A 22,227-nucleotide genomic window follows, 5' to 3' on the forward strand; every position below is an offset into this window, starting at 1 on the left:
ACAATGGTACCAAGGAGCGTTGAGCTTTTAACAGGATTAATACACAGGACGTTAAGGCCTTTTGTTCCTGGAAATAATTAGTGGATTCTAAGGCCAGATTTCAAAGTACTCTATAATCCAAGAGCTTCGGATTTCATGGCTTCTTCGGATTGTTTTTGTTCTTTCATTTGGGATTGAATTTTATCGAAACCAACGGTTTTTCCTTTACCCACACCGGGACAGAAGGCGACGACTTCCTTGGCCCATGACTTAGGGTTCATGAGTTCTGGCCAAAAAGGCCAAGTTCGGCATTGGGTAGGACGGGCTTCATAAATTTGACATCTTTTCTTTTTCAGGAACATACAATCGGGATTTTTTGGATCTTCGATAAGGTGCCAAAAACCATTTTTAGAAGTGCAATATTTTTTAGTAAAGGCAGATGTCGTGAGTTTAAGGTTTCTGGCGATTTTTCTTCTGTCCTCTAGCGTGAGAAAAACAAACCCAAACTCACCATGGGAGGTACAACATTTTCCGGAGCCTTGACACTCAAATTGGACCCCTTCCGCAAGGAACGGCTTGTGAGGTTTTTTGGTTAAAGTGTTTTTCGTAGGAAAAGATTTAGGAATAGATTCTTGAGAGGGTAAATGATGTTTAGTATTCATAGGAAATTCTTTCTATATAGTTTTAACAAAGGGTTGAAATAGATTTCTTATTTCATTTGGGATAGACATTTTTTTAAAAGTAATTTTGTCAGTAAATACATGAATCAAAGTGCACTCTAAAAATATCTGATCATTTTTCATAAATTGATAGAATGAGGTGAAGCTGCTAGTTCCCATTTTTAATAAAGTTAATTGAATCTGGATCGTTGATCCAGCGACTAAGGGATGGTGAAAAACACAGTTTGAAGAAACTATGGGGGTGAGCCATTCTGGATGATGAAACCAATAGGACCAGTCATTTTTTAAACTTAACAACCAAGCCTCGTAAGCACGGTGGCAGATAGTCCAAGTGTTGGCAAAAAATAGGATGCCTGCAGGATCACACTCATCGAAATGTATTTGGTAATTTAATGTATAATTCATATTTGTTTTAGCCAAAGTATTGTGTTAATTCCAGGTAATCTCAAGGAGAATTTTTTGATTATTTATGACCAAGAATTAAAAATTTACAGTTCAAAGGACTTTCCTACCTATTTGCCTAAATTAAATTCACTCTATGATGATTTATTTGCAGGAGGGAAGGGCTTTCGAGCAAAACTCGTAAAAGGGGTATCTCAGAATCTGGCGATGCCAGAAAAGGCCGATTCTTTATTAGCCCAGACAATTGAATTTATTCATAATGCGTCGTTATTGCATGATGACTTGGTTGACAGGTCAAATTTACGAAGGGGCAAGCCGGCAGCTTGGACTCGGTACAGTCCAGAATACGCGGTTCTTGCTGGAGATTATTTATTGGCTCGAGTGATGGTAAATTTATCTAAATTTGGAAATATAAGGTTGGTTCAGTATACGGCGGAAATGATTTCTGATTTGCTAGAGGGTGAATGGCTTCAGGATTCAGTCGTTGGCGACTTTCATATTAACTTAGATCAGTTGGATCAAATCCATGAACTGAAAACGGCATCCCTTTTTAAGTGGTGTTTAAAGGCCCCTTTTATTGCAGCCATGAGGGATGATTCGACTTTACTTGAAATCACAGATGAATTGGGATCATTGCTGGGATTATTATTTCAAAGAAGTGATGATCTTTTGGATTATGATATTCGGAACCATGAGGGAAAAGCTATCCTAGGGGATTTAAAATCGAAGTATCTTAATTCTTTTGGAGCCTTTGTGTGCATTGGAAAATCCAAATCAGAAATTGAAAAGATAGCGATCAGTCAATCTTTAGAAGAGTTTATTCAAAAAATCGGTGGTAAGACTTATTTTGAGTTGAAGCTCAAAGAATTTGATAAATTAAACACAGCTAAAATCGAAATATATCATCATCATCTGGAAAGACTAAATAACAAATTATCCCCAAAGGAACAAAAGATGATTGCCTTTTTAAGGCCCTTGCCAGATTTGCTTTATTGGAGACAAAAATCAGGATGAAATCATTTATCACCCTAGAGAAGGCCTCGCCTGATTTTAAAAAATATTTAGATGGATCTTTTTCAAAAACACAGAGGGCCGTTGTTGTTGAAAGTCTAAATTTGAATTCGAATGCGGAAGCTATTACTTTTGAAATTATAGAAGAGGATTTAAATCAAAAACTAGTTCTTAGTGAATTTTTTAGTTCCTTTTTAAAAGTCTACAAGTTTATCTATTTTCTATTTCCTATTTTTTATATTTGTTTAACCTATTATATAAATGATTTAACTTTTGACCCCACGACGACTTTTTTAGCAATTTTAGCGACCACTTTTTTATTCATCGCGGTGAACCTCATGTCAGATTATTGGGATTACATGAAGGGACTTGATAAAATAATAAAGTGCCATCAGTCAAAACCCTTAGTGAAAGGGTGGATTCAGGCAGTGAGGGTAAAACAAATTTCTGTTGCGTTAATGATTGCCTCGCTATTTCTTGGCGTTCCCATTGTCATTGCCTTTCCCAAAGTATTTGGAATTATTTTATTTGCTATGGTCATGATTTATTTTGGTTTATTAAGAAATGATGTAAGCTATCAAGAATATTCCCTTGGTGATTTGTTTTGGGGAATACTGGTTGGGCCGGTTTTGTCCATTGGTTTTGAAATGGCAATAGGTGGACAGGCTCATGTTCATTATCTCTTTTTTGGGATGGTTTGGGGAAGCTTAATATTTTTTAAAATTCAACTCAGTCATTTTGAATATCTACTGGCCGGCTCCTTGGCAGGAGTTAAAAATTTAATAAATTATTTTGGTTTTGAAAATGGAAAAAAGTTTATACTTTTTTCTTGGTTGTTGTTTTTGACTAGTTTTCTTTTATTTCAGTTGAGCTTTTTACACTGGTTGATTTGCCTGCCCACTTTAGGAGTTCTGGGATATATGACCCTTAAAAGCTATAAAGGGTTAATGGATTTAAAGTCACCATTAGGGTCAGACCTTTCTAAGGTGATGCTCAGTTTTCATCAGCTATATATTTTGGTAGTTTGCCTTTGGGTGACACAAACAATGTTTTTATTTTTGATAAAGGCAATTCAGGGAAATATTTTTAAGTGAAGAAAATTTTTGTTCAAATGAGTTCTGGGGGAATCGACAAAAAAATATTTTCGATGATGTTGAAAGATTTTGAACTTATTTTTGTTGAGCAACCTGAAAGTGGTCCTTTAACTAAAAATGAATTAAAGAAAAAAGTAAAGCTATTAAAAGAGGTTTGTTCTTCAGTCGATGGGTTTTATTATTTATATGAAAATGAATATCTTTGGGAATTGTTAGATAGTGATTTGAATTATATTTCCATTAATTTTGATAAAGATCATATCAATTACAAAAGAAAGACTAAAGGTAAGCAGGACATTCTTTTTAAAGCTCTTGGAAGTAAAGCTAAAAAGGTGCTAGACTTAAGCTGCGGTCTGGCAATAGATTGTGTTTTTCTGGCTCGGAATGGTTATCAAGTTCAAAGCATTGAAAGAAACACTTTAGTCTATTTCTTAATAGAAAGAGCTGTTGAAGTTTCTTGCGATCCAATTATTCAGAATATCAAATTTATTTTGGCCGACTCTAAAGAATTGGTTCAGGATCATTCTGATATTTTGAAACAATTTGATGTGATTTATTTTGATCCTATGTATCCTGATCGGGATAAATCAGCTTTGTCGAAGCAAGAAATGGAGTTGTTTAAAGACCTTGTAGGCAGTGATGCCGATGCCAAACAAATTTTTGAACTCATTAGAGTCTCTGGCCGACGGATAGTTGTCAAACGGCCATTGCATGGGGAGCCTTTGGGGCTTCCGATTCGTCACCAGTTTAAAGGCAAGACGGTTCGTTATGATATTTATTAGGAGCCATTTGGGGACAGGCTCATTAGGTGTTTTAAGAAGGGCATGGTGGAAAGATGATTATTTTTGTTGGAATTTTTGGTTTTCTTCTTTTTTTTCAATATGAGTTGGGAGCTAAACTTAACGCGGCAATTGCGCCTTTAAGACTGAAATGGATCCAAATTCAATCTCTAAAAATAAAGGATTGGATCATTCCATCCCTGGGACTTGGACTGACTTCATTGAGCTTTATTAATAATACCAAAGTTCAATCTTCTCTTTGGAGAACTCAGATTTGGAGTTTTCGACGCTTTATGTTTTCTTTTTCCCAGGGGCAGCTGAGTTTTTTCATTATTGTTTTTTTGTTATCTATACAGCTTGAAATAAATAGTTTGTATCTAGTTTGTGTTTTTGTTTTTCCATGGTTATTTTTATTAGCTCTAAAGAAAAATTTAGTTTTGAAAAAAAATGGTGTAGATTACGACCCAAAAGGATTTTCTTTTCAGAAAATTCTAGAGCTATTAATAGGCTTTTCGCTTTTGTTATACTTTAATGAACAATTGTTTAAGCATTCACATTTAGTTCTTCCTTATCTTGAGGAAAGTGGTCTTGTTTTTTTTCTCACAGAGTGGGGGTGGATGCAGTTTATTGTGCTATTAACCAGTGGATTTTTCTTGGGTCTTCTGCTGCCCTTTCAGGGGTATAGTTTATATATTACGTTTTTTATGTATTTGAATTCACAAATTTCTTATTTAGGTTTTGTGAGTTTTGTGCTGGGTGAATTTATATATTCTTATACCGTATTATATTTTAATTTTAAGAAAATGAATAAAGACTATTTCGATCGCCTTAAGAATTTATTTTATTTCTTGATTTTATCTGCTTGTATTCTTTTTCTTATTCTTTTTTTCTTGCGTTTTAACCTGCAAATACTAAATAGCTATGGAAACCTTATCTGGCAAAAGTGGATATTTATATTCACGTTAAGCTACTTAATTCTTGGGACTTACATGACAACTATGGTTTGGGGACATTTTACTTGTTTGCACAATGATCCGGATGTGAAAGTGACTGACTCAGAATTTCGTTTTACAGGTGATATTTGTGGGGGACCTTACTTTGAGGATTCATTTTTTAAGTACATTCAAAATATCCTGGATCAAAGGCTAAAAAAACTTAATGAGTTTCAATTAGAACTAAATGAAGAAACTAGAAATAAAATTCCTTTATTTGTAATAAAAAAGTTTGATAATGAAAAAGATATTTTAATCAAAATTTTATCTGAGAAAATAGATGAATGAACAAAATGATGCTCTAATTAAAAACCTAGAAAAGCAGTTGCACGATGTTCGTGAAGAGCTGTTTCTTTATAAATCTAAGATCAAGCTATTAAATATCGAATTAGAAAAAGTAATTGCTGAAGTTGGGCGTGATTTGCAAAAAACTTTGAAGATTCAAAAATTATTGTCACCTACGGATCCTCCAAAAATTTCTGGGTTTGAAATGAGTTCAAAATTTATTCCAGGAATGAAAAAAGGGGGGAATTATTTTGATGTTTTTGAGCATCAGGATAAACTTAAGTTTAGTATACTTCTTTCAAGCTGTTCAGGATTTAATATTTCCTCTTTACTTCTTTCCGTTTTAATAAAAATGACTTCGATGATTGAGGCGAGAAAAGGAACTGAACCTCATTTACTTATAAAGTATATCTTGGAAGAGCTTCGTCCCTTGATGGGCCACCAAGAGGATGCTTCGATTTTTTATGGGGTTATTGATAAACGAAACTATCATTTTCAATATTGTCAGGTGGGTCATTTTTATGCCTATAAGCAAAGCTTTGGTCTAAATGTCTTACAAACCTTAGAAGCCTGTGGCCCGGCATTAAACAAAAAATTTAACACACAGTTGCATTCAAAAACTGTCGATTTAAGCTCGAAGGATAGGCTGATCCTTTTAACTGAAGGGGTTTTGCAGAATCAAAATTCTGAACAGGTCCCTTGGTTGGAATCAGACTTAATTCAAAGTATTCAAAATGCTCCTAAAAAAGGAGTGCATGAGTTAAGAAACGAAATTTTATTTCAGCTGGATAAGTTTTTAGGCACAGATACCTTGGATTATGATGTGACGGTTCTTATCACCGAGGTCAAGGAAACTGTCATTAAACTTGCGGCAGAATAACATCTTTGATAGTTTGAGTTAGTTGTTATTAAGTTGAAGATCATTTTGTGTTAAATAAGACGGAGGAGTATTCATGTCTGCAGAAGTTCAAGTTTATGAAGGTGCAATTGATAAAGGTTTAGAGGGAATCGTTGCCTGCACAACTGCAGTTTCTTCGATTATTGAAAATACTTTAAATTTTCGTGGTTATGCTATCGAAGAGTTAATTGAAAATTCCAATTTCGAAGAGGTTATCTATCTACTTTGGAATAATAAACTACCAAATAAAATCGAATTTTCAAAGTTTAAGTCCGAGCTTAATCATGAAATCAAGTTAGAGCCTTCTTATATTGAAGTTTTAAAAAAGATTCCAACCAAAGTCCATCCAATGGCTTGGCTACGAACGGCTGTCTCTTTGCTAGCTCATTGGGATGTAGAAGCAAATGAAATTTCTGAAGATGCCAACTTACATAAAGCCTTGAAGCTAACTGCAAAAATGAGCGCTCTTGTTTGTGCTTACGAGGCGATCCGAAATGGAAAAGAACCGTTACAGCCTTTGGCGGATAAAACAATTGCTTGGAATTTTATGTACATGCTTAAGGACGGAAAAGAACCTGATGCTGAGTTAGTAAAAATATTTGATACGTGCTTGGTGCTTCATGCAGATCATGAGCTTAATTGCTCTGCTTTTGCGACCAGAGTCACGGCCTCGTCCCTATCTGATTTGCATTCAGCTGTCGTTTCAGCTTTGGGAGCTCTCAAAGGGCCGTTGCATGGTGGTGCTAACGAACAAGTTATATTGATGTTGAAAAAAATAGGAAATCTTGAGAAGGCCCAGCAGTTTGTGAAAGATGCTCTTCAAGCCAAAGAAAAAGTGATGGGAATAGGTCATCGAGTATATAAAAACGGAGACCCAAGAGCCGCGCTGTTAAGAAAGTTTTCTGAAAAGTTAACAAAAAAAATTGGAGAACCTATTTGGTACGAGATGTCTTCTTTAATTGACGATACCATGTACAAAGAAAAGGGATTAATGCCTAACGTTGATTTTTATTCGGCAACTGTTTATTACTCGATGAAAATTCCAACTGATTTATTTACTCCTGTTTTCGCTGTTTCTCGAGTGGCCGGGTGGTGTGCCCATGCTTTTGAACAGTATGCTCATAATCGAATCTATAGACCGAGAGGTAAATGGGTTGGAAATGAAAACTTGAAATGGCAACCATTAGAAAAACGGTAGGGTTCTATTATGGCCAGTGTCTTTACAAAAATTATTAATGGTGAACTTCCTTGTTATAAAATCTATGAAGATGATTTAACTCTTTCTTTTTTAGCTATGGACCAGGTGCGAGAGGGTCATACCTTGGTTATTCCTAAAATGGAAGTGGACCATTGGTTGGATGTACCCGAAGAAGTCTATTTAAAAGTTCAATCCAATGCGCAAAAAATGGGTCGAGCCATTAAAGAGTTTACAAAGTCTCCACGGATTTTGACGGTGGCTGTAGGTTTTGAAGTTCCCCACTATCATTTGCATTTAATTCCAGCTTGGAATATGGCGGATTTAGATTTCAAAAAAGGGAAGAGACTGCAGCCAGAAGAAATGGAAAGAATCAAAAAAGGAATCACTTCCTTTTTGAAAAAATAAATGAAAATGAGAAATGTCACAAGCCCTTAATAGGTTACCCAAAGCTCTTTTTCGGGCAGATGGAGTTAAGAAAACAGTCTTTACAGTTAGGAGATCTGGCTTTGCACCTTCGTCGCCCATGAAAGATTAAATAATGAGAAAGCCTAATCCATTCTTTCTTAGGAAAAATTTTTAACAAGTCAGCTTCAATCTTTTCTGGGGTTTTATGTTTAGAAAATCCAAGTCGTTGGCTGATACGGCTCACGTGGGTATCAACAACAATGCCGTTAGGAATATTGAAAGCCACACCCAGCACCACATTAGCGGTCTTTCTACCAACGCCAGCCAGTTGAGTGAGCTCTGACACACTCTTAGGAACTTCAGAATCAAAATGATGAACCAACATTTGGCAGCAAACCTTAATATTTTTGGCTTTATTTTTATAAAAACCAGTAGTCCTAATAATTTCTTCAATTTCCTTAAGAGATCCTTCTGCTAAAGCTTGAGGCGTAGGGAATTTCTTAAATAAAACGGGCGTCACCTTGTTGACTCGTTCATCCGTACACTGTGCTGATAAAATTGTTGCAATCAATAGCTCATAGGGATTTTTATGATTTAATTCACAGTGGGCATCAGGATAATTCTTTTTTAAAAATGCTAAAATTTGTCGTGGATTAGGAATCAGATTTATCACCAAAGTCACCAATCGCTTCGACAGGGCAACCCTTCATGGCTTCGTCGCAGGCTGCAACTTCATCTGGTGTCCCTGGTTGTTTTTTGACAAAAGCATGCCCATCTTCGTCATGCATTGCAAAGTTGTTGGGTGCGGACAAAACACAGGCATCACAGGCAATGCATGATTGATCAACAAACATTTTTCCATGAATGTTGTCCTTCCATTTTTGTGATAAATCTGCCATAGGCTCCTCCGTTAGTTATCATGTTTATCAGGTTAGTGGTCTATATCTTAACTTAAGCTATAAGTCCAGAATTCTGGACCAGATTTATTGGACTGGAGTCTTATAAATCTCTACATCGCCCAATTTTATATCATGAAAATCCCTTCTTAGATATAATAATGAGGATGGGGGATTGTGATGTTAGAGGGACCAAAAAATCCTAATGAGCGTGAGTATATAAAAGTTTTGGACTTTTTAAATCAAAATTTACGGACGGACTGTCAATGGTCTATTGATAAAGAGTATCCTACGGCTTTAAATGTGAATAACCGACATAACATAAATGTGGTGATGAATGAAAATGAAATCGTTTCACATGCGGTATTAAAACCACTCATAATTAAATCACCACATATAATTTACAAGGTGGGAGCCATCGGCTCGGTGGTAACTGATGAAAGGTATCGCCATCAAGGTTGGTCGCAAAAAATTATTAATAAATGCAATGAACTGGCTATAGAGCAACAGTGTGATATTTCTATCCTCTGGACAAACCTATATGATTTTTATCGAAAAATGGGATTTGAACTTGCTGGTTATGAAATATCCTATGTTTTTGAAAAAGAAATGTCTTTTGACAAAGAAAATTATAAATATTCTTCAGAAAATAATGTTTCCCCCGAAATCATAGCTAAAATGTACATGCAGCATTCTGTTGCAAGCATTAGGACCATTGAAGAATTTAGAAAATTTATTCAGATTCCAAATACAAAGATTTATACGGCTTGGACCAAACAAGGTGCCCTTGCTGCCTACGCGGTCGAAGGTAAGGGCATTGACCTTCAAAATTACATTCATGAGTGGGGTGGTTCAGTCACTGCCTTAATCCATCTTTTAGGTTTTATTCGTGAACAAAAGAAACAAAGCTTTACGATGATCGTTCCAAAACATTCAGAAAATTTGAACAGAAAGTTAACCGAGTTAGCAAGCTATCAGAATACCGGTTACCTGGGGATGATTAAAATAATTAATTTTAATCAGTTGTCACAGAAAATCAAAAAGGCTTTTAGGAGCCTTGGAACCAGTGACATTGTCTTGGAAAGACATGATGGGTATTTTCTTTTTGGGTGTGGTCAAGATCTTTGTACGGTTGTTTCGGAAGGAGAACTGGTACAGATTTTATTTGGTCCTGCAAAACTAGATGAACTCGATATTTTTCAGAAGGGGACTGTAGATAAATTGATGAAGGTGCTTCCATTGCCCCTATGGATTTGGGGCTGGGATTCGATATGATAAAAATTGAATTAAACCTAAGGCACAAATTAATTCTTATGGTGTGTTGTTTTTTCTTTATTTCCATCAGTAGTTGCAATCAAAACAAAAAACTTGAGGAGGATCTGGGTTCAAAAGTAACCAATGAAGAATATAAAAAAGTGGTTGTGGATACGTGGGGAAGTCCAGAGATCAGTCAGATTAAAAAAAATGATTACGCCTATGTAGAAAAAAGTATTGGAATCAACAACGGAATTTTGAAAAAAGTATTAGGAAAAGGGATGACGATAACAAATGTGGTTGAGGCGCCTGACCATACGGATTATCACCTCGTCATTACTTCTGAAGAGGTTATAGAGAATCAACCCTCTAAAATGTCATCACGGGAAAGAGTTTTGAGTGTTGAAAAAAAAGGAAATAAGCAAGAAAACGTTTTATCACAAACAGATGTTGAAGATGAAATTCAAACAACTCCTTTTGAAAATTTCGTTTACATATTGAGCCTGTGCGGATTTAAAAATGTGGAATGTTATAAGCTTAAAGTCGAGGACTTTAAAGAAGAAGTCCCCGTGGAAATCAAAAACCAAAACTGCAGGCATTTTGAAAACTGTGAATGGAGCGGCAAAAAGGTCTCTGTTGTCCTAAAAGTGAAGAGTCTGGACCCAGATACAAAGGAAAGTAAAACGGTAAATAATATTATAAGCTACAAAATTGTGAACAATATAGGCTACCTTTTTAAGATGGTCGAATATTGCTTCGAAGGAATGTCAGAGTATCAAAATCAAAAGTTTCCAATTAAAATTTGTCAACAAGTCAAAGATGCCATTCTTGGAAATTAAAAATCTAAAAAAATAAAAAAAACACTCAAGAAATATTCTATTCTTCCGATGTAACTGAGGAATGAATATCAAGAGCGTTTTACCCAATAATGTTATTTCTCCTGTAAAGACCGTTGATAAAGTCGATCGGATGATCAAGTCAGATATAGCTCACGATAGAGATGGGAATGGCCAACAGACCTATGATCAAAATAAAAAACATCATGAACCCATGACTGATGATCAGATAAAAATGGCGCTGGAGCATTTAAAAAATCTTCCTTTTGTAAAAGAGCACAAATGGGTCATTCAATTGCTTATAGAAAACGAAAAAAGGTACGTCCTTGTCCTTGGAAATTTGGGGGAAGTCATTCGAAAAATTCCCGAAGCTGATTTGTGGACTTTGCCTTTGGACTTGGAAGATAAAAAAGGTCAACTCCTAAAAAAGACAGCTTAGGCCTGTAACGAAATAAAATGTACATTTTATTTCGTTACAGGCCCTTAGTCCTAATTGGTCCATTCAGAAGGTTTATTCTGTGAAATAAATTCAGCGATAATTTTGCCGGCTCCAGCGGGGACTCTGATGGTGTGAGTGGAAATTTGTTTCGGAATATAACCGATGATTAATTCGGAATTTAATTCTTTTATTGATTTTTTTGTGACGCCTAAGATTTCTGCAAGAGTGTTTAAATCGGTCCCTCCAGGAACACTCACATAGTCATATTTTAGGGGTTCTCGTTTCTCGAGCAATCGAAATCCATAGAGATTCGGCGCTTTCGTAATAAGCATTGCCGCCAGTATTTTAGGAACGTAATTTTGTGTTTCTTCAGGGAGAGCATTTTTTTGGATAAGAGTCCAATAATCTGTCGTTTTGTATTTTTCAATCTTTCGTCGCAATCCGCCCTCTCCCATATTGTAACTTGCTGCTACCAAGTACCAGGAACCAAATTCGGTATGTAAGTCTTTCAAGTATTTTATCGCGGCATGTGTACTTTTCCTTACATCTTTTCGTTCATCTAGCCACCAAGATTTTTTTAAACCATAACGTTTGGCAGTTCCCTCAATGAATTGCCAAGGGCCGACAGCATCGGAAATACTAACGGCATTAGAAGAAAAACCAGATTCTATCATAACCATAAAAGCCAAATCCAAAGGGAGATTTGCATTTTCCAATTCATTTTGAATAAAAGGTAAATATCTTGAGGATCGTTCAAGCCATTCCCTAAACCATTTTGAACCCTTTGTTTGAAAATAATGAACCCACTTAGAAACTTGTTTATTGTAAGTTACAGGAATATCAAAAATGAGAGCATTTGATTTAGAGGTATTATTTGATAAAGTTAATTGTCGCAATTTAGATTTTAATTTTACAGAGTCAGTAATGGCTTCCTGGGGTGGAATAGCACCCCAGGAGCAAATCGCAAAGAAGAAAACAAAAAAACTTACCATATTATGTCCATTATCATCTTAATTGGCAATGTTGTTTAGAAAATCTTTTGACGGTCTGGCTGAAGAAAACGTCAAAATAAAACATGGACTTAAGTCTAGAAAACGAAGGTAAAATCTTTCTAGCAAGCTTACGACGATGTCAGCAAGTTTAAAGTCTGAATGGCCTTTGGATTGCTCTATAGTTCTTTATATATTAACAAAGGAAATTATGAGTATCAAAGGTGTCTATACAGCCTTAAGTGGGGCGATGGCTCAAAGCTTACAGATGGATACGATTGCAAATAATATTGCGAATGTAAACACTCCGGGGTTTAAAAAAGACTCACAGTTGTTTAATGAGTATTTAACAGCAAATGAAAAACCACCAACAGTGATTCAAGTTCCAAGGATTCCTGCCAGCATTGAAAGTTTTTATGATCTTCAAGGAGGTGATAAAAGTTTTGTTGATTCCAAAGGAACATTTACTGACTTTTCGCAAGGCTCACTAAAGCACACTGGAAATAAATTAGATGTGGCTATTGATGGCAATGGTTTTTTTGAAATAGCAACGCCTCAGGGAGTTAAATTAACAAGATCGGGAAATTTCACCTTAGATGGAAACGGGAGACTGGTAACAAAAGAAGGTTTTTTTGTTCTTAAATCAGGTGGGGAAGGTGAGACTCCTGAGTCCAGATCCATTTCATTAACTGGGTTGGGAAATGTTGAAGTTAATGATGTTGGTGAGATTATCCAAGGAACTGAAGTGGTTGCAAAACTTTCACTTGTTGACATTGTAAATAAGGATGCTTTGCAAAAAATAGGAAATTCAATGTTCGCCTTTAAACCAAATCAGCCGCCTGAGATAGTAGAGGTTAAGAATCCATCGGTCAAAAGTGGTTTTATCGAAACAAGCAATGTGAACATTGTTAAGGAAATGACGAACATGATTCAAACCCAGAGAGTATTTGAAAGCACGCAAAAAGCCATCAGTGCCTATGATTCAATGAATGATAAACTCGTCAATGTGGTAGGAAAAACAACAGCCTAAAACTAATGTCAGTAAGAGGTCAAAATGATCAAAAGTTTAAATACGGCAGCTACAGGAATGGCAGCACAACAATCTAATATGGATGTTATTGCCAATAATATTGCCAATGTCTCGACGAATGGATTTAAAAAATCTCGAGCAGAATTTGAAGATTTAGTCTATCAAACAACTAAAGAGCCAGGCTCTTCCACAGGTGCTAATTCCTTTTCTCCCAATGGAGTTCAGACAGGTCTAGGAGTAAGGACCGCTGCCGTTCAGAAAAATTTTGAAACAGGGCAAGCGGTGTTAACAAAAAATGCATTAGATATTCAAATTGAGGGAAGTGGTTTTTTTCAAGTGCTAACACCAGATGGACAGCTGGCTTACACCAGAGATGGGGCATTTAAAAAAGATCCAAGCGGAAAAATAATTGATAAGAATGGAAATGCACTACAACCAGAAATAACCATTCCTCCGGGAGTTAAAGGTTTGGAAATTTTGCCAACGGGGGAAGTCAAAGTGAGTCTAGGAGGAAGTGATATTCCACAGTCAGTTGGACAAATTGACATAGCAAATTTTGTAAATCCAGCAGGACTAAAAGCACTAGGAAAGAATTTATTTATACAAACCCCAGGGAGTGGCCAACCGGTAACCACCAGGCCAGGATTAAACGGAACAGGGTATTTAGAGCAAGGACAACTTGAAGCGAGTAATGTAAATATAGTTGATGAAATGGTGAATATGATCACCGCACAGCGGGCTTACGAAACAAATTCAAAGATGATTCAAGCCAGCGATCAAATGCTACAATCTGTAAATAATTTGAAATAGAGGTTATTTTGTTTATTTTATTTTCTTTATTATTATCAATGAGTGCTTTAGCGAAAATGGAAGTTTATTTACCTGCGGTCACAGAGGTCACGCAAAAAAGTTCCTATTCACTATTCGATATACTCGTTGTGAAAAAAGGAACGCTTGAGGAGCTTGAAAGTTTAAAAAAAATAAAGCTGGAAAATTTATCTAAAGAAGAAATTTTGAGGGTTGTCAAAAATAACAAAGAAAGTATTCTATTAGTCATTAATGAGGAAAATGAAATTAAACAAAGTAAATCGCTATCTAAAGAAGAAGCTATAAGAAAAGTCACAAATTATTTAACAGTTCAATGTCAAGAATGTATCTATGAAGTACAAATTAGTCAGATCCCTAGTAATGCAAGATTTGAGTTTATCATATCGGAATCTTTGTTTCGAAATCAAAAAGGAAGTTTCTTAATACCATTAAAATCTGACACCTCAACGACCTTAGGTTGGTTTTCAGGAACTTGGAAAGCCTTCAAGAAAGTTATCGTTTTAAATAAGTGGGTTTCACAGAATTCAAGACTCGTTTCTCAAGACATGAAAGAAGAATTAAAAGAGGTCACCTATATTACGGATAGGCTGGCGAACAAAGATGAATTGATGGGTCGACAAGTTAAAAAAAATCTAAATGAAAACACAATTCTCACCAGGGAATTACTGATTGTTGAAAAAGACATTAAGAAAGGGGATGTCGTTAAACTCATTGTGGGTGAGGGCCCCATCGAAGTTCAGTTGATGGGTTCTGCCGAAAACGATGGTCAAATTGGTGATTATATCAAAGTGAAAACTCCCTTAAAAAATTTGTCTGGTAAAATAATTGATAAAGGACAGGTAAAAATAGAATGAAAAAAATAATATTTGTCGTCTTTTCTTTAGCTTTAACTTCGTGTTCCTATTTTATGACAAAAGAAAAACCTCCAGAAATTGATCCTGACAGCACTCTGACTAAGTATAATGAAAATCCAAACTATGGAGTCTGGGGACAAAGAAATTATAAAAAAACAACAAAAACACAACTTGAAGACGAATCGGAGCTAGATAGTAAGGCGGGTTCTTTATGGGTCATGGATGGACAACAATCCTATTATTTTTCACAAAACAAAAATAGAAAAGAAGGCGACTTTTTGAATGTTAAACTAGAAGGTGCGGCTTTGAAGCAAGTTGAAACCAAAGTGGGAGTGATTAAAAGTTTGTTATTAGAATTGGAGCAACAAGAAAAAGAAGAGGCACTGCAAAAACTAGCAACAGATGATAAAAAAGCCACTCCGGAGGCACGGGCGCCAGCCGCAGCTCCCGTCGCAGAACCAAAAAAAGCGCCAGTTAAAGAAGAAAAAAGTGAGTTAGCTGATATGGGCCCCATACAAACGAGAATTGTTGAAAGACTTCCAGATGGGAATTATCGCATCAAAGGCCAACAACCATTTATGATTGGCAAGCGCGAATACAAAGTCATTATTGTCGGACTTTTAAGACCTGAAGATTATAATGATGAAGGAATTAATTCCTCGAAAATCATAGATCCTCAATATGACGTCGTATCCATTCGAAAAAAGGAAACAACAAAATGAAGAGACTATTTATCATTTGGGGAATTTTTTATATCGTATACAGTTTTGCTCAAGCCGCAAGACTTAAAGATATCGCGAGCATCCGAGGTGTCAGAGAAAATCAACTCGTTGGGTATGGAATTGTCATTGGATTAAAGGGAACCGGCGATGGCAAGAATGAGTTTACCTCGAAAAGTATGGTGCGAATGCTAGACAAACTAGGTGTCAAACTAGAATCGCAAGATTTGCAAAGTAAAAATGTTGCCGCTGTCATTGTGACGGCGACCTTACCTGCATTTGCAAAAGCTGGAAACCCTATGGATATCACGGTAAGCTCCATTGGTGAGGCTAGCTCGCTTCAAGGAGGGACCTTATTGCAAACTCCTTTGCGGGCAGGTAATGAGCAAGTCTATGCGGTGGCCCAAGGAACCGTTGTGATTGGAAGCGATGGAAGTAAAGAAGCTCATTTAACTGCAGGGAGAATTCCAAATGGGGCGATGATAGAAAAAGATATGCAAAGTGATTTTTCGTCCAGAAAAATGTTTAGACTAACTTTGCACAATCCAGACTTTACCACAGCAGCACGAACGATTCTGACGATTAATAGAGAGCTAGGGGGGCAATATGCATCGGCGAAAGATGCGGGGACCATTGATATAGTAACCCCTTTTTCATACGAGAACAGGGGCGTTGAACTATTGGCCACAATTGAATCCATTCAAATTAACCCAGATTCCAGAGCCGTCGTTATTATCAATGAAAAAACGGGAACAGTAGTTATTGGTGATAAAGTTAAAATTTCCAAAGTTGCGGTTGCCCATAACGGAATTTCCTTAAAGATTGGAGATGGAAAAAATAAAGAAAAGACAACGGAAGAAAAAATTGCCCTTATTGAAGGTGTGAGTGTAGGCGATTTGGTGCAAACTTTAAACAAAGTGGGAACAACACCTAAAGACCTGATAACCTTGCTTCAGGCAATTAAAGCCGCAGGAGCACTTCATGGAGAACTGGAAGTGCTTTAGAAGTAAGCCCATTGAGCACGGAGGGTACGGGGATCCAGTCTTGAGTCTAGAGGCCTAAAAAGCAAGACTAGAGGTAGGAAGAGGAGTTTTTAAAAAAATAAAATAAGTGTTTTGAAATGAGACAAATGCAGTTAAAATGAAAGTGTAACTTCATTGTACACGGATGTAGAGTGAAGTCCCGGGGAGGGTGGGAAAGAGATCGAAAACCAAGGATGGTCAAGAGTCGAAGAATGTTTCTCGCAGGAAGCAGGAAGAAGAAAGCAACATCAAGGATTGATGCTGAAGGAATTCTACCCAGAGTCTATAGTGCAGGATGCACAAAAGATTCTCCAACTCAAACTCCCCTTTTTTTTTAGTTAGTGTGTAGTCATTAGTTAGGCAAAAAAATGATTTCAAAATTAACAAGTCAGCCGATAGGGATTATTTCAGATTCCCCACAAAAAGTGTTAACTAATGACAGTGTTGATAGAAACCAAAAAATTAAAAATCAATTTAAAGAAGTATCGGATCTCTATGAAAAGCAATTTTTAAGAGAAATGATGAAATCCATGAGAACAACGGTTACGGATGGAGGATTGATTAAAAAAAATCAAGCTGAGAAAATATTTAGTGAACAGCTTGATAATGAATATGTAGAAAAGTGGGGAGCTAAAGGGGGCATAGGTCTCTCGGAGCTGATCTATAACAATATGATGGAACGTTTTGGAGAAAAGTTAGGTTTAAAAGAACCTGTAAATAAACCAACGGGTCCGTTAAATTTAAAAGAAAATGATACCTACCATATTAAAAATTCTTCAGGCTCAAATGCTAGTCAGTATTTTCTGAAAGAGATCAAAACAATGGACTCCAAACCCGTAGGTGTTCAACAACCTTGGAGCGGGTATATTGCCAAAAAATTACAGCTAGCTCCTGATGAGTACTTTTTAGAAATAAATCATACCAATGGTTTAACCAGTCAAATGCACTTCAAAGGAAACTTATTGAAATTATATGAGAATGAACTCATAGAGCAAGGTCAAGAACTGGGATACCTGAGCCCAGACGCAAACTCTTTCTCTGTCAAAATTATATCTGGACTCAAAAAAATGACTCTCGAAAAAAATAATTTTTAACAGAAAAATTTTGAAATTAACCCCAGAGACAAATTAGCAAGTCTACAATCAAATGCCCTCGTCAAAAGAATGACTTCTTTGGAAGAAGTCTAGCTGGCACTTAGTTTGCTTTAGATCTATTTGGAAGTGTCATTTCTTCATCAAGGAGGATGGGTTGGCAGAAGAAAAAGCATCAGCAGCGGCAGAGTCTTCATCACATGTTCAGTCTGGTGGAAATAAAAATAATATTATTTATTTAGTATTAATATTGATCAATATGGTTTTCTTAGTTGGTGTCGGTTGGATGATTTATCAAGGAAAAAAAAAGGAAAATGCCGAGCCAAAAATTGAACATGTAATTAAAGGTGAGCATGAAACCCGGGAAGCCGAAAACAAAAGTGAAAAACAATTTGTTGGTAAGGTGATCCCTCTAGAAACTTTTATCGTCAATTTAGCAGGTTCAAAGGGGCGTAAGGTTGCTAAGGTGATGATGGAATTAGAGCTCAAGGATAATAAAGATAAAAATGTCGCTGATGAAATTGACAAAAGAAAAGCGCAAGTCAGAGATATCATTATCATCATTTTATCGGCTAAAAAATATGAAGAAATATCAACAAAAGAAGGCATAGAAAACTTAAAAAATGAAATTAAAGATACGATTAATTCATTTTTAACAAATGGCAAGATATCAAAAGTCTTTTTTACTGAATTTATTTACAACTAAAGGATAATTGTATGAATCAAGTATTATCTCAAAGTGAAGTGGATGCCCTACTTGCCGCAGTTTCTGATGGAGATGTCAATTCATCTGATTCTCAAAAGGAATCTTCTTCTGGATCAGCGAAAGTCATTGATAGTAGAAAAGTAGTTGCCTATGATTTAACAAGCCAAGATAGAATTATTCGCGGAAGATTACCCCAGTTGGAAGTGATCTATGAAAAATTCATGAGGTCCTTTCGAGTTTCACTTTCTGGAGCTTTAAGAAAAATTGCATCGATGACTCTGACAAGTACTGAATTCTTAAAGTTTGGTGAATTTATTAATACCTTACCGATGCCCACTTGTATGAGCGTTCTAAGATTTAATCACCTTCGTGGATCAGCACTCATGGTTATTGAAAGTAAATTAGCCTACGCCTTAGTAGATTCTTTCTTTGGTGGCGCAGATCGTCCCTATACTAAGATTGATGGTAAAGATTTTACTCCCATTGAATTAAGTATTGTTCGGAAAGTTGTTGAGTTGGCGATAAATGATTTAGAAATTGCATGGTCAAGTATTGAAAAAATTGGATGCAGCTTTGTGCGTACTGAAATTAATCCACAGTTTGTTGGAATCGTGCCACCCACAGATGTTGTTATTGCTTCGACATTCGATGTGGAACTAGAAAATGCCACAGGGACTATTTCGATGGTTATTCCCTACGCAACGATTGAGCCGATTAAGCAGAAACTTTCAACTGGTTTTCAGGTGGAGTCAGATCAAACTGACAAAAAACTTTGGACAGCCATTATTAAAGAGCAGCTTATGGATACCGATCTTGAAGTGAGAGTCAATTTAGGTGAAACACAAATTATGCTTGAGGATTTAATGTGTCTTAAAGAGGGAGATGTGATTCCCCTAACTCAGGATGCTTCTGGTGAACTAGATGTTCATATTGAAAATGTTAAAAAATATAAAGGTTATTATGGAAACCATCATGGAACAGTTGCCGTCCAAGTAACTCGACCAATTATTAAGTAAGGGGATTAGAATGTCAGACGATTCATTAGATAATTTAGCTGAGAAATTGGTCCAAGAAGCAGAGGCCATGACAACAGATAAAGTGAAAACTGCCAAGTTGGAAACAGCCAAAGCGCTGTCGCCAAGTGGAGATAGAAATTTGCAATTAATATTGGATATTCCTCTGAAGGTAACTGTGGAACTTGGAAGAACTAAAATGCCAGTCTCGGAGCTCTTAAATTTAACACAAGGAAGTGTTATCGAATTGAATAAACTGGCCGGTGAACCCATGGAGGTCTTAGTTAATGATAAACTCATCGCTAGGGGTGAGGCAGTTGTTGTCAATGAAAAATTCGGGGTCAGGCTCACAGATATTATTTCACCAGCAGAAAGAGTGGAGCAATTAAAATGAGATTTGTTTTTGCTATTATATTTTTTGTATTTTTCAATAGAGTCGAAGCGAGTTCTTTGTCTGCAGATAAGGAATCTGAAAGCCCTCCGACGGTCGTTGAAAAGTCGATGGAGATTTCAAAACCAAATGAAGTGATCGCAGTTAAAAATTCAGAAAATGAAATCCCATTGAATCTTGAAAATAAAAAAGCATTAGCTGGAAATGAAAATGGAGTGTTTAAATTTGTTTTATTTTTTTCAATATTAGGTACCCTGCTAACAGGGATTTGGATATTTATAAAAAAATTTAATCACAAAAATATTTCAAGAAATCAAAACGAAATTAAAATATTAGCTCAACACTATTTGGGACCCAAAAGAAGTGTTGCGGTTATTAGAGTTGCTGGTGAGTCCCTGTTGATCGGAGTTACTGATCACAATGTCAACTTAATTAAAGCCTTATCTATCCTGGATGAAGAACTTCCAGAGGTCACACCCAAAGAGTTTAATAAATTATTAACTGAAGAAGATGAATTCTCGATAAAAGGAATAAAAGATATCGTTTCAACGAAGCTTAAAAGTATGAGGTCTATTTAGTGAAAAATAAAAGCTTATTGGGAGTTAGGTACTGTCTAGAAGAAAGTTGGACCCTTTTTTTTAGACATTACCTTGTCATATTTCTTATCATAGGAGTAAGCTTTCAAGCTTTTTCTCAAGTAACGTTGCCAAATATTAATCTAGGATTTAAAACGGCTGAAAATCCTAATGAAATTGTGAATGCCATAAAACTTGTCCTGATTTTAACTGTACTGAGCCTGGCTCCGGCTATTCTAATCATGATGACTAGTTTTACGAGAATTATCATTGTATTTTCATTTTTACGACAAGCCATGGGAGTTCAGCAGTTGCCACCTAATCAACTCTTAGTTGGTTTGTCTTTATTTCTAACTTTTTTTATAATGGGACCAGCCTTTGAGGAAGTAAATCAAAAAGGGATACAGCCTTTTTTAGCAGGAAGAATTTCACAAGATAGGGCGCTTGAAGAGTCCATGGCCCCAATGAGAAAATTTATGTTTAATCAAACACGTTCAAATGATTTGGGTTTATTTTTAAAATTGGCCAAAGTCGAAAAACCAAAAACAAGAGCGGATGTTCCTTCTTTGGTTTTAATTCCTGCCTTTGTTCTTTCTGAAATAAAAACAGGATTTCAAATTGGTTTTATTATTTTTTTGCCTTTTCTGGTTATTGATATTGTAGCTTCAAGTGTTTTGATGGCCATGGGAATGATGATGTTGCCTCCAGTTGTCATTTCTATGCCATTAAAAATAATGTTATTCGTCATGGTTGACGGATGGGCATTGCTGATAGGTTCAATGGTAAAAAGTTTTGGCTAAATCAAGGATGATGAAATGACCGAAGAGCTCATTATTAAATTGGGACAAGATGCCCTCAGAACAACTGCCTTATTGGCAATGCCGCTATTGGTAAGCACTTTAGTTATCGGTCTTGTCATCAGTATATTTCAAGCCGTGACTCAAATTAACGAAGCGACTCTTACTTTTGTACCTAAAATGATAATTATTGCATTGATTTTAGTGTTTGCGGGACCATGGATGATGGATGTGATCTCTTCCTATACGATAAACCTTTTTGAAGGCATCGCTGTCATGGTCAGGGAATAATATGTTTCAGAGTTTGTTTATCAACGATTCTGCCATGATTTTGTTTGTGCTCATCTTATTAAGGATCAGCTCCTTTATTTTAAGTAGTTCGATTTTTCATTCCATGCAATTACCAACTCTGGTTAAGATTTTATTTTCTTTATGTTTTACGATGTTAGTTTATGAAGCCAGTAAAAATAAAGAATTACCCTTAGATGGCCTAATTGTGCTTTACGCAGTGAAAGAAGTTTTTATTGGCCTTACTCTAGGTTTACTGACCAGATTTTTTTTTCACGCTATTGCCATGGGATCTGAATTAATTTCTATGTCTTTGGGGCTCGGAGCCTCATCTGTTTTTAATCCCCTCAGCGGGACCAGCTCAAATTTAATTGAACAGTTTCAGGGAGTATTAGCGATTCTTGTTTTTTTCAGCATACAGGGGCATCATTTATTAATTGGTGGCATCAACCAAAGTTTTGAAATCTTACCTATAACATCATTGCACATTAAATTAATGGGGTTTAGTGAATTTGTTTTTTGGTGCAAAAATTTATTTGAAATAGCATTAAAAATCGCGGCACCTGTTTTAAGTAGTATCTTTCTTGTCAACTTATCCATGGGTATTTTGGGAAGGGCAGTTCCTCAGATCAATGTTTTTGTCACCAGCTTTCAAGTAACTATACTCGTTGGCTTTTTGGTTGTTTTTATATCTCTTCCACTATTTTTAAATGAAATGATTCAAATATTAGATTTGACTCACACGGAAATGTTTAAATTTATGAGGTCGTTTTAGT

At 36.0% G+C, this 22,227-nt stretch carries 28 protein-coding genes; 23 read left to right on the forward strand and 5 right to left on the reverse strand.

Going from position 1 to position 22,227, the window contains the following annotated elements; translation table 11 throughout:
* Positions 1-110: 110 nt before the first annotated feature.
* Positions 111-641 (reverse strand): YkgJ family cysteine cluster protein, encoded by a 531-nt coding sequence (locus J0M15_10795; GenBank protein MBN8537529.1) that lies wholly within the window; start codon positions 639-641, stop codon positions 111-113.
* A 12-nt stretch (positions 642-653) separates the two neighbouring features.
* Complete coding sequence (locus tag J0M15_10800) at positions 654-1,064, reverse strand: acyl-CoA thioesterase (GenBank protein MBN8537530.1); 411 nt, start codon at positions 1,062-1,064, stop codon at positions 654-656.
* A 54-nt stretch (positions 1,065-1,118) separates the two neighbouring features.
* Here J0M15_10800 and J0M15_10805 point away from each other — a divergent pair, with 54 nt between their 5' ends.
* The 7 genes from J0M15_10805 to J0M15_10835 all read left to right on the forward strand — a co-directional run bounded on the left by J0M15_10805 (position 1,119) and on the right by J0M15_10835 (position 7,723).
* Positions 1,119-2,075, forward strand: a complete 957-nt coding sequence (locus tag J0M15_10805) for a polyprenyl synthetase family protein (GenBank protein ID MBN8537531.1) — start codon at positions 1,119-1,121, stop codon at positions 2,073-2,075.
* Positions 2,072-3,166, forward strand: a complete 1,095-nt coding sequence (locus J0M15_10810; GenBank protein MBN8537532.1) for a UbiA family prenyltransferase — start codon at positions 2,072-2,074, stop codon at positions 3,164-3,166. Before J0M15_10805 ends, J0M15_10810 begins: the two co-directional genes overlap by 4 nt.
* Entirely contained in the window at positions 3,163-3,948 is a 786-nt protein-coding gene (locus J0M15_10815; protein ID MBN8537533.1) for a class I SAM-dependent methyltransferase, read from the forward strand. Before J0M15_10810 ends, J0M15_10815 begins: the two co-directional genes overlap by 4 nt.
* A 53-nt stretch (positions 3,949-4,001) precedes the next feature.
* Positions 4,002-5,225 (forward strand): hypothetical protein, encoded by a 1,224-nt coding sequence (locus J0M15_10820; GenBank protein MBN8537534.1) that lies wholly within the window; start codon positions 4,002-4,004, stop codon positions 5,223-5,225.
* Positions 5,218-6,102 (forward strand): SpoIIE family protein phosphatase, encoded by an 885-nt coding sequence (locus tag J0M15_10825; protein ID MBN8537535.1) that lies wholly within the window; start codon positions 5,218-5,220, stop codon positions 6,100-6,102. Before J0M15_10820 ends, J0M15_10825 begins: the two co-directional genes overlap by 8 nt.
* A gap of 73 nt (positions 6,103-6,175) precedes the next feature.
* Positions 6,176-7,318 (forward strand): citrate synthase, encoded by a 1,143-nt coding sequence (locus J0M15_10830; protein MBN8537536.1) that lies wholly within the window; start codon positions 6,176-6,178, stop codon positions 7,316-7,318.
* 9 nt (positions 7,319-7,327) lie between these two features.
* Positions 7,328-7,723, forward strand: coding sequence for an HIT family protein (locus tag J0M15_10835; GenBank protein MBN8537537.1), 396 nt, complete (start codon positions 7,328-7,330; stop codon positions 7,721-7,723).
* A 34-nt stretch (positions 7,724-7,757) separates the two neighbouring features.
* On the opposite strand, the gene nth is transcribed toward J0M15_10835, so the two are convergent.
* Together nth and J0M15_10845 are read right to left on the reverse strand one after the other, a co-directional pair.
* Positions 7,758-8,399, reverse strand: coding sequence for an endonuclease III (gene nth / locus J0M15_10840; protein MBN8537538.1), 642 nt, complete (start codon positions 8,397-8,399; stop codon positions 7,758-7,760).
* The gene (locus J0M15_10845; GenBank protein MBN8537539.1) at positions 8,377-8,622 is read right to left on the reverse strand and encodes a ferredoxin; all 246 of its coding nucleotides are present in this window, start codon (positions 8,620-8,622) and stop codon (positions 8,377-8,379) included. The genes nth and J0M15_10845 overlap by 23 nt, the downstream gene beginning before the upstream one ends.
* Before the next feature lie 177 nt (positions 8,623-8,799).
* Here J0M15_10845 and J0M15_10850 point away from each other — a divergent pair, with 177 nt between their 5' ends.
* The 3 genes from J0M15_10850 (at position 8,800) to J0M15_10860 (ending at position 11,148) form a co-directional block, all read left to right on the forward strand.
* Complete coding sequence (locus J0M15_10850) at positions 8,800-9,894, forward strand: GNAT family N-acetyltransferase (GenBank protein MBN8537540.1); 1,095 nt, start codon at positions 8,800-8,802, stop codon at positions 9,892-9,894.
* Positions 9,891-10,712 carry a hypothetical protein gene (locus J0M15_10855; protein MBN8537541.1) on the forward strand — a complete coding sequence of 274 codons (822 nt, stop codon included), beginning with the start codon at positions 9,891-9,893 and terminating at the stop codon, positions 10,710-10,712. The genes J0M15_10850 and J0M15_10855 overlap by 4 nt, the downstream gene beginning before the upstream one ends.
* Before the next feature lie 61 nt (positions 10,713-10,773).
* A complete protein-coding gene (locus J0M15_10860) occupies positions 10,774-11,148 on the forward strand; it encodes a hypothetical protein (protein ID MBN8537542.1) in 375 nt (124 codons plus the stop codon).
* A gap of 50 nt (positions 11,149-11,198) precedes the next feature.
* Here the strand turns inward: J0M15_10860 and J0M15_10865 are convergent, their stop codons facing one another.
* Positions 11,199-12,140, reverse strand: coding sequence for a lytic transglycosylase domain-containing protein (locus J0M15_10865; protein ID MBN8537543.1), 942 nt, complete (start codon positions 12,138-12,140; stop codon positions 11,199-11,201).
* A gap of 208 nt (positions 12,141-12,348) precedes the next feature.
* Between J0M15_10865 and flgF the strand changes: the two genes are divergently transcribed.
* The 13 genes from flgF to fliR all read left to right on the forward strand — a co-directional run bounded on the left by flgF (position 12,349) and on the right by fliR (position 22,226).
* Positions 12,349-13,167 (forward strand): flagellar basal-body rod protein FlgF, encoded by an 819-nt coding sequence (gene flgF / locus J0M15_10870; protein MBN8537544.1) that lies wholly within the window; start codon positions 12,349-12,351, stop codon positions 13,165-13,167.
* 24 nt (positions 13,168-13,191) lie between these two features.
* On the forward strand, positions 13,192-13,977 hold the full coding sequence (gene flgG, locus J0M15_10875) for a flagellar basal-body rod protein FlgG (GenBank protein ID MBN8537545.1): 786 nt from the start codon (positions 13,192-13,194) through the stop codon (positions 13,975-13,977).
* Positions 13,978-13,985: 8 nt separating this feature from the next.
* On the forward strand, positions 13,986-14,849 hold the full coding sequence (gene flgA / locus J0M15_10880) for a flagellar basal body P-ring formation protein FlgA (GenBank protein ID MBN8537546.1): 864 nt from the start codon (positions 13,986-13,988) through the stop codon (positions 14,847-14,849).
* Positions 14,846-15,571 (forward strand): flagellar basal body L-ring protein FlgH, encoded by a 726-nt coding sequence (locus J0M15_10885; GenBank protein ID MBN8537547.1) that lies wholly within the window; start codon positions 14,846-14,848, stop codon positions 15,569-15,571. The genes flgA and J0M15_10885 overlap by 4 nt, the downstream gene beginning before the upstream one ends.
* Positions 15,568-16,572 carry a flagellar basal body P-ring protein FlgI gene (locus tag J0M15_10890; GenBank protein MBN8537548.1) on the forward strand — a complete coding sequence of 335 codons (1,005 nt, stop codon included), beginning with the start codon at positions 15,568-15,570 and terminating at the stop codon, positions 16,570-16,572. The genes J0M15_10885 and J0M15_10890 overlap by 4 nt, the downstream gene beginning before the upstream one ends.
* A gap of 386 nt (positions 16,573-16,958) precedes the next feature.
* Positions 16,959-17,684, forward strand: coding sequence for a rod-binding protein (locus tag J0M15_10895; GenBank protein MBN8537549.1), 726 nt, complete (start codon positions 16,959-16,961; stop codon positions 17,682-17,684).
* A 154-nt stretch (positions 17,685-17,838) separates the two neighbouring features.
* The gene (locus J0M15_10900; GenBank protein ID MBN8537550.1) at positions 17,839-18,387 is read left to right on the forward strand and encodes a flagellar basal body-associated FliL family protein; all 549 of its coding nucleotides are present in this window, start codon (positions 17,839-17,841) and stop codon (positions 18,385-18,387) included.
* An 11-nt stretch (positions 18,388-18,398) separates the two neighbouring features.
* Entirely contained in the window at positions 18,399-19,403 is a 1,005-nt protein-coding gene (gene fliM / locus J0M15_10905; GenBank protein MBN8537551.1) for a flagellar motor switch protein FliM, read from the forward strand.
* A 10-nt stretch (positions 19,404-19,413) separates the two neighbouring features.
* Positions 19,414-19,794 carry a flagellar motor switch protein FliN gene (fliN, locus tag J0M15_10910; protein ID MBN8537552.1) on the forward strand — a complete coding sequence of 127 codons (381 nt, stop codon included), beginning with the start codon at positions 19,414-19,416 and terminating at the stop codon, positions 19,792-19,794.
* On the forward strand, positions 19,785-20,369 hold the full coding sequence (fliO, locus tag J0M15_10915) for a flagellar biosynthetic protein FliO (GenBank protein ID MBN8537553.1): 585 nt from the start codon (positions 19,785-19,787) through the stop codon (positions 20,367-20,369). Before fliN ends, fliO begins: the two co-directional genes overlap by 10 nt.
* Positions 20,370-20,446: 77 nt before the next feature.
* The gene (gene fliP, locus J0M15_10920; protein MBN8537554.1) at positions 20,447-21,166 is read left to right on the forward strand and encodes a flagellar type III secretion system pore protein FliP; all 720 of its coding nucleotides are present in this window, start codon (positions 20,447-20,449) and stop codon (positions 21,164-21,166) included.
* A gap of 15 nt (positions 21,167-21,181) precedes the next feature.
* Complete coding sequence (fliQ, locus tag J0M15_10925) at positions 21,182-21,454, forward strand: flagellar biosynthesis protein FliQ (GenBank protein MBN8537555.1); 273 nt, start codon at positions 21,182-21,184, stop codon at positions 21,452-21,454.
* Between the two features lies 1 nt (position 21,455).
* A complete protein-coding gene (gene fliR, locus J0M15_10930; protein MBN8537556.1) occupies positions 21,456-22,226 on the forward strand; it encodes a flagellar biosynthetic protein FliR in 771 nt (256 codons plus the stop codon).
* The last annotated feature ends 1 nt before the right edge of the window (position 22,227 follow it).

This window comes from Deltaproteobacteria bacterium, assembly GCA_017302835.1.
Taxonomy (GTDB): domain Bacteria; phylum Bdellovibrionota; class Bdellovibrionia; order Bdellovibrionales; family Bdellovibrionaceae; genus UBA2316.